Here is a 6,375-nt window from a genome sequence, read left to right on the forward strand (position 1 = left end):
CCGATACCGCATGCGCGGCGGAGGAAACGAGAACGAAGGGAATGGCCAGCGCGCCGGGCGCGATCAATGAGGGTCGCATATCGGCCTCCATCAAGAACGTCCGAGGATCACGTCGACACGGCGGTCGAACGCGCGGTTCGCGCGCAGCACGTAGCACGCGGTCAGGCCGATCGCGACCAGAATGATCGCGACGCCCGCGGCGATCCCGACCGTCGTCGTCGCGCCGCGGTACAGCGGCGCCGCGAGCACGTGCGGTGCAAGCGCGACGAGCAGGATGAAGCCGTAATAAGTGGCGATCATCAGCGCCGTCAGCGTGAAGCTGAAGCGGCGCCGCGCGCGCACGAGTTGCTGGTAGTCACGGCATGCCGTGACCGATTCGATGACGGAAAGCTCCATGGTGTCTCCTGTCGACCAGAGTTGGCGCTTCAGCGCTTACTCGGGTCCCATGCTTCGCGGTCGACCGGAGTTGGCGCTTTAGCGCTTACTCCAGTCCCCGCAGGGCAAGTCACCTCGTCGTTTCGCGAGGGTTGTCTTGTGGATGGCCGGCGCGTCGACTGCTCCGCCCGCGCCGCGGCGGAAAAAAAACGCGTTACACGATGCGATCCGCACGCAGCCGCGCAACCTCGTCGGCCGACATCCCGAGCCAGCCGCCGAGCACCGCATCCGTATCCGCGCCCAGCACCGGCGGCGCACCGCGCACCGGCAGCCGCGCGCCGTCGAACCGATACGGCGGCGCGAGCACGTCGACGGCGCCCGCGACCGGATGCGGCTGCCGCGTGACGAGCCCCGCGCGGGTCGCGCGCTCCGACGTCAGCGCTTCGTGCAGCCCGAGCACTTCACCGCATGGAATGCCCGCCTCGGCGAGCGCCGCGAGCAGCGTCGCGCGCGACCGGCGCGCGAGTTCGCCGCGAATCTCGGGCAGCAGGTCCGCGCGGTTTTCCGAGCGGCCGAGGTTGGTCTTGTAGCGCGCGTCGGCCGCGAGGTCGGGCCGCTCGATCGCGTCGCAAAAGCGCGCGAACTGCGTGTTGTTGCCGACCGTGATCACGAGCGGGCCGTCGGCCGCGTCGAACACGCCGTACGGCACGATCGACGGATGCGCGTTGCCGTAGTCAGTTCGTAGTGCGAGCTCGGCTCGTCGTGCGCGAACGCGGCGCTCGCGCTGCCGTCGATCAGCGCGGCGAGGAACGGCTCGACGACGAGCCCGCGCCCGAGGCATTCGAACACCACCGCGATGTCGAAGCCCGCGCCGCCGAAGCCGCCGTCGGTTTCGGGAAACAGCGCGCCGACCGTGCCGAGTTCGGCAAAGCGCCGCCACATCGCGCACCGGGAATACGTACTGTTCGGCGATGAAGCGGTTCAACGTGTCCGCCAGCATCCGGCGGTCTTCTGTGTGCTGGAAATTCATCGTCGCGTCCCTCGTTACAGCCTGAGCATCATCTTCGCGATGATGTTCTTCTGGATCTCGTTCGAGCCGCCGAAGATCGACAGCTTCCGGTTGTTGAAGTACTGCTGCGCGGCGCTCGCGGCTTCGTCCGGGCCGACCGGTTCGCCGTCGTAGTCCGCATCGAGCGCTTCGTCGACGAACGGCTGCGCGTACGGCCCCATCGCGCGCCGCATCAGCGACGCGATCTCCTGGCGGATCTGCGTGCCGCGGATCTTCAGCATCGAGCTTTCCGCGCCCGTCGCGCCGCCGCCCGCGACCGCATCGCTTCCACTCGGAACGGCCTTTGCCGATGCCGTTCGTTCGATTCAAGATCCAGCTCTCCAAGTCTGTCGATTCCCAATCCGAGATCATTGGGATAAATACTTAGATATCTAAATTAACTATCAATTACTAAGGCATCCGAATAATCTAGCCACTCCCAAGAACAGAATCGAACGAGCGTTCACATCCGAACCGTTTTTCAGCGTACGCATGCGCTGACGACGTGGCAAATCAAGATTTTGAATGCCGTTCGATTCACCTCGTGAATATGCGTACTCTTCGGCTCGATCGAATCGATACCGTGGGGAAAATTCCTAGTTGACATGCATTTTCGGCACAAGCGAACCCGAGTCTCGAACCAGCCTAACTTTTCGTCGACGTAAAGCAATCGGTACGCCACACCACGTGTTGAATGCCCCGGTCCTTACGCGCGAGTATCAGGAGCACCACCATTGCTGCATCAATTTCTACCCACAATGCATCCGCAGGGACAGCGCAATCTACGCCGCACCAGTTCAGCAACAGCTCGGCGCCCCCGCGACCCGATGGCCAGAGAAGCCTGCGTTGCAGCTCGAGGGCGAGCGCAAGAAATCTGCGATGCCATCTCGAAATCGTCCGTTGGCAAGAGATCAAAGAAGGCGCTGCGCAACACTGCCACGCCTTCGGCCGTGGATTCCCGCGGACATTTCGTTCGCATCAGGAAGGGCGCATGCCGACCCGCTTGCGGTGAGTCATGACAAACCGACCACGGCGCTGACTGACGTACGCGACGGTCGGCACGTGCCTCGGCCCCGAGGCTGATGCAGCGATAACCAAAAAAATCTATCTATACAGGAGACAAAATGTCCATCTTTCGACTTTCCAAACTCGCTCCCACCAGCATCGTCTGCCTGTGCACGCTCGGCGGCGTACCGACTGCGCATGCGCAAAGTTCAGTGACGTTGTACGGGGTCATCGATGCCTCGCTGCGCTACACGAGCAAGACACTCGACGCCGCTACAGGTGCCAATGCCGGTCATCAGTTCTCGTTCTCGAACGGCGGCATTTCAGCATCGCGCTTCGGCCTGAGTGGTCGCGAAGATCTCGGCGATGGCCTGCACGCGATTTTCACGCTCGAAAGCGGCTTCACGCCCGGCAACGGCGAATTCGGAGGTTCGAACGGTACCCTGTTCGGCCGTCAGTCATGGGTAGGACTCGATGGAAGATTCGGTACTGTGAAGGCGGGCCTGCAGTACTCACCATTCTTTCTGGCTGGATACCCGGTCGATCCGCGTACTGGGTCCCAATTCGGCAGTGGGCTCGTCAACTATCTCGACAACGTGGTGGCGACCGGCCTATTCAACCCCAATGCCGTTTCATATACCTCGCCGGAAATCGCCGGCCTGCAGGCCGCCGCGATGTTCGCGCCAGGCGGATCTGCCGGGAGTTTCCGTGCCGGCTTGCAGCACTCGGCGAGCGTGACATACCACACCGGCCCGATCGCCATCGCCGCAGGCTACTACAGCGGCAATGCCGGCGGGAGCGCTTCAACGCTTCCGGTGCCGAGCACAGTCGAGTTCGAGGGCCGCATGGTCGGCGCGAGCTACACGCTGAACAAGCTGACCGCGAAGGTGTCGTACACGCTGTACAAGGTTGCGGGATCATTCGACAACCACGTGTACGCGGGTGGCGTCACCTATGCCGCCACATCATTCCTGAGCTTGGATGCGGGTGTTTGGGTCACGCGTGATGGCAACGATTCCGCAAATCACTCGTTAGCCGTCTCCGCCAGCGCTGACTACGGCCTGTCGAAAAGCACGCTACTGTACCTGCAGGTCGGGATGGTAAACAACCATGGAAGCATGGACACCGGCTTGGCCGTTGATGGCGCGCTTCATGGCGTGCGCGGAACGACTGTCGGCGTGGAGACGGGGATCCGTCACATGTTCTGAGTGCGCCGGGAGACCGGCAAGGAGCAGGTGGTGGAAGCCCACTGCGATGAAGGAATAGCGAACCACATCAGCCCCGAGCCGTGCGCAGGCTGCCGTGAGGTGGTCGGCGACGCGTCGGTAGGGGCACGTGCGGGCCAGCCGTTGAGCCGCGATAGTTGTGTTATTCCGGGTGCCGACGCGGTTCAGAACGCGGAAGGCAACATGGAGGGGTGCGCAAGCGCGAGCGCCTCGACGACCCGGCGTGGTCGGAGACCCTGGCACGCATGGACGCTCCTTGTGCGGGAACCGGGAGATCTCTCGCCTGGCCAGCCGCATCACGGGCTGGTCCGTGTCGGGAAGGTGACGAGCCGTAGGCGTGCACCTCGTCGCTGCATGCTTCCAAGGAGGATGGTATCGTGCCACGGTCGATGTCATTGAGGTGTACGCTGACGCCGTCAAAGAAATCCACTTGAATGCCTGGTCGCAAGAGAATCAAGCGCGGCCCGCAACGCGTCGGGCAGCGGCACCGGCCGGCGCGTACCGCGATCGACGTACACATGGACGAAGTGCCCCTGTGCAGCGGGCGACGCGTCGCCCTGCGCGAACAGCCCGACCTCGTAGCTCACGCTCGACTTGCCGAGCTTCACGACCCGCAGCCCCGCGTCGACCGACTGCGGAAACACCAACGGCACGAAATAGTTGCACTGCGTTTCGACCACGAGGCCGATCGTCTGCCCGTGCTCGACGTCGAGCACGCCCGCGCGGATCAGGTATTCGTTCACGACCGTGTCGAAATAGCTGTAGTAGACGACGTTATTCACGTGTCCATAGACGTCGTTGTCCATCCAGCGGGTCGTGATCGGCAGGAAGTGGGGATAGGCGTCGCGCGCACGCGGTTGCGGCTTGTCGGACATAGCGATGAACGAATCCAAATAATCACCGGAGATCGACACTCAATATCCCCTCGTAATGTTGATGTTCAGGACCGCGAGGCAGAAGCCCTCGCTTCCTCGTCCTGCAGCGTCTTCCTCGATAGCTTTCCGACTGGCGTCTTCGGCAATTCGTCGCGCAGCTCAAGTGCCTGAATCATCTCGTGCTTGCCGAGCCTGTCTTTCAGGAACGCCTGCATCGATTCAAGCGTTATCATTTCAAAGTCCGGTTTCAGAACGACGAACGCCTTCGGCGACTGCCCCCTGTACTCATCCGGAACCCCGATCACTGCGACTTCCTTCACCGCCGGGTGTTGGTAGATCGCCTCCTCGAGCACGCGTGGATAGACGTTATAGCCGCTGCATAGCAGCATGTCTTTGGTACGGTCGACGATGAACACATAGCCATCTTCATCCATATACGCAACATCGCCAGTACGCAGGAAGCCATCGAACGTCATCACCTCAGCAGTCGCTTCGGTGCGCTTCCAGTACCCCTTCATTACATTCGGTCCCTTGATGCAGAGTTCGCCCATTTCACCCAGAGACATGTAACGATTCGGATTCTCGACGTCGAGCATTTTGATCTCGATTCGTGGACCGGGGATCCCGCATGAGCCAGGCTTCCGCTTACCACGCGACGGCGTAAACGTTCCAGACGGCGATGTTTCCGTCATCCCCCAGCCTTCGGAAATTCGAACGCCCGTCGCCTCCTCGAAACGCCGCCCAACCTCAACTGGAAGAGGTGCACCGCCGCAGCCGCAATGCTTCAACGATCTCAGATCGAACACGCCGATGTCGGGGTCGTTGATTAACGCATTGAACATCGTCGGCACGCCGCAGAAATAGGTCACCTTCTGCTTTTCGATTTCGTTGAGCACAGCTTTCGCGTCGAAGCGCATGTGCTGAATGAGCTCCGCGCCAGCCCGCACCGCGAACAGCATATTGACCGTGAGCGCATAGATGTGAAACGGCGGCAGTACAGCGAGAATACGCTCCTGGCCTTCATCGAGAATCGGCTTGAGACCACCCAATTGCGCCGAGAACTGTGCGCATGCGGCCGTCACGTTCGCGTGCGTGAGCATCGCTCCTTTCGGCAGCCCTGTCGTCCCTCCGGTATATTGCATTACTGCAATTGCATCGGCAGGGTCATCGATCGAATGCGGCATATACACACCGTCATTGTCGAGCAATTGAGCAAACTTCACGTGACGCTCGTTGTCAGCCACCTCAGCGAGTTGACCCGCATCCCGCAGCTGAGAATGGACAGCGGCGGGCATGCCGGACAATTCCGCAACATTGCCAACGATCAACTTCTTGAGGCGCGTCGTATCAAGCAGTGCTGCCATGTTCGGGTAGAGCGCAGCAAGATCGAGTGTCAACAGGAAGTCTGTCTCGCTATCTTCGATCTTGTGTTTGAGCACGCTCGGCACGTCGAGAGGCGAATAGTTGACTATGGTCCCCCCTGCTTTCAAGATCGCGAACAAAGCAATCACGTAATGCGCGGTGTTCGGCAGATAAAGGCCAACATGCACTCCCGGTCTGACACCGATCGACTGCAACCCTTTCGCCACACGGTTCACATGCGACTGTAGCTCCGAGTAGGTAAGGCGCTTGTCCATAAACTGTAGCGCGGGTCGATCACCCCATTTCGCGGCCGCATCATCAAGCATTTGGTGGACCGTCATTGGCTCAATGTCGGTGTCCCACCGCACGCCGGGGGGATACGATTTGATCCAGGGCATTTCGTTCAAAGTTTACTCCTGCGGAGTTGTACGCATTGATGTAGTCGCAGCCATATGCGCAGTACACCCAGTGACCACTTGCAACG

The 6,375-nt window shown here is 61.0% G+C and carries 4 protein-coding genes and 3 pseudogenes; 1 reads left to right on the forward strand and 6 read right to left on the reverse strand.

Translation table 11 applies throughout. From position 1 onward, the window contains the following. Positions 1 to 90: 90 nt before the first annotated feature. From BFF94_RS37325 to BFF94_RS37340, 4 genes and pseudogenes are all read right to left on the reverse strand, one after another. The gene (locus BFF94_RS37325; RefSeq protein ID WP_219140457.1) at positions 91 to 396 is read right to left on the reverse strand and encodes a DUF485 domain-containing protein; all 306 of its coding nucleotides are present in this window, start codon (positions 394 to 396) and stop codon (positions 91 to 93) included. Positions 397 to 589: 193 nt separating this feature from the next. After that, positions 590 to 1,108: pseudogene (locus BFF94_RS37330) on the reverse strand (CoA transferase); the annotation flags it as partial. Continuing rightward, a pseudogene (locus BFF94_RS37335) lies at positions 1,084 to 1,405 on the reverse strand (acyl-CoA dehydrogenase family protein); the annotation flags it as partial. The pseudogenes BFF94_RS37330 and BFF94_RS37335, both read right to left, overlap by 25 nt. A gap of 14 nt (positions 1,406 to 1,419) precedes the next feature. Then, positions 1,420 to 1,704: pseudogene (locus BFF94_RS37340) on the reverse strand (acyl-CoA dehydrogenase family protein); the annotation flags it as partial. Between the two features lie 843 nt (positions 1,705 to 2,547). On the opposite strand from BFF94_RS37340, the gene BFF94_RS37345 reads away from it, so the two are divergent. Then, positions 2,548 to 3,636, forward strand: coding sequence for a porin (locus BFF94_RS37345; protein WP_128848648.1), 1,089 nt, complete (start codon positions 2,548 to 2,550; stop codon positions 3,634 to 3,636). A 434-nt stretch (positions 3,637 to 4,070) separates the two neighbouring features. Here the strand turns inward: BFF94_RS37345 and BFF94_RS37350 are convergent, their stop codons facing one another. Both BFF94_RS37350 and BFF94_RS37355 read right to left on the reverse strand, forming a co-directional pair. Beyond that, the gene (locus BFF94_RS37350) at positions 4,071 to 4,529 is read right to left on the reverse strand and encodes an acyl-CoA thioesterase (RefSeq protein WP_219140458.1); all 459 of its coding nucleotides are present in this window, start codon (positions 4,527 to 4,529) and stop codon (positions 4,071 to 4,073) included. Between the two features lie 65 nt (positions 4,530 to 4,594). After that, entirely contained in the window at positions 4,595 to 6,289 is a 1,695-nt protein-coding gene (locus BFF94_RS37355; RefSeq protein ID WP_219140459.1) for a long-chain-fatty-acid--CoA ligase, read from the reverse strand. Positions 6,290 to 6,375: the final 86 nt, after the last annotated feature.

This window comes from Burkholderia catarinensis, from assembly GCF_001883705.2.
Taxonomy (GTDB): domain Bacteria; phylum Pseudomonadota; class Gammaproteobacteria; order Burkholderiales; family Burkholderiaceae; genus Burkholderia; species Burkholderia catarinensis.

What these genes read in the sequence shown, in the direction of transcription:
- BFF94_RS37345 (WP_128848648.1), top strand. Translation starts at nt 2,548, where the DNA reads ATGTCCATCTTTCGACTTTCCAAACTCGCTCCCACCAGCATCGTCTGC.
- BFF94_RS37325 (WP_219140457.1), bottom strand. Translation starts at nt 396, where the DNA reads ATGGAGCTTTCCGTCATCGAATCGGTCACGGCATGCCGTGACTACCAG.
- BFF94_RS37355 (WP_219140459.1), bottom strand. Translation starts at nt 6,289, where the DNA reads ATGCCCTGGATCAAATCGTATCCCCCCGGCGTGCGGTGGGACACCGAC.
- BFF94_RS37350 (WP_219140458.1), bottom strand. Translation starts at nt 4,529, where the DNA reads ATGTCCGACAAGCCGCAACCGCGTGCGCGCGACGCCTATCCCCACTTC.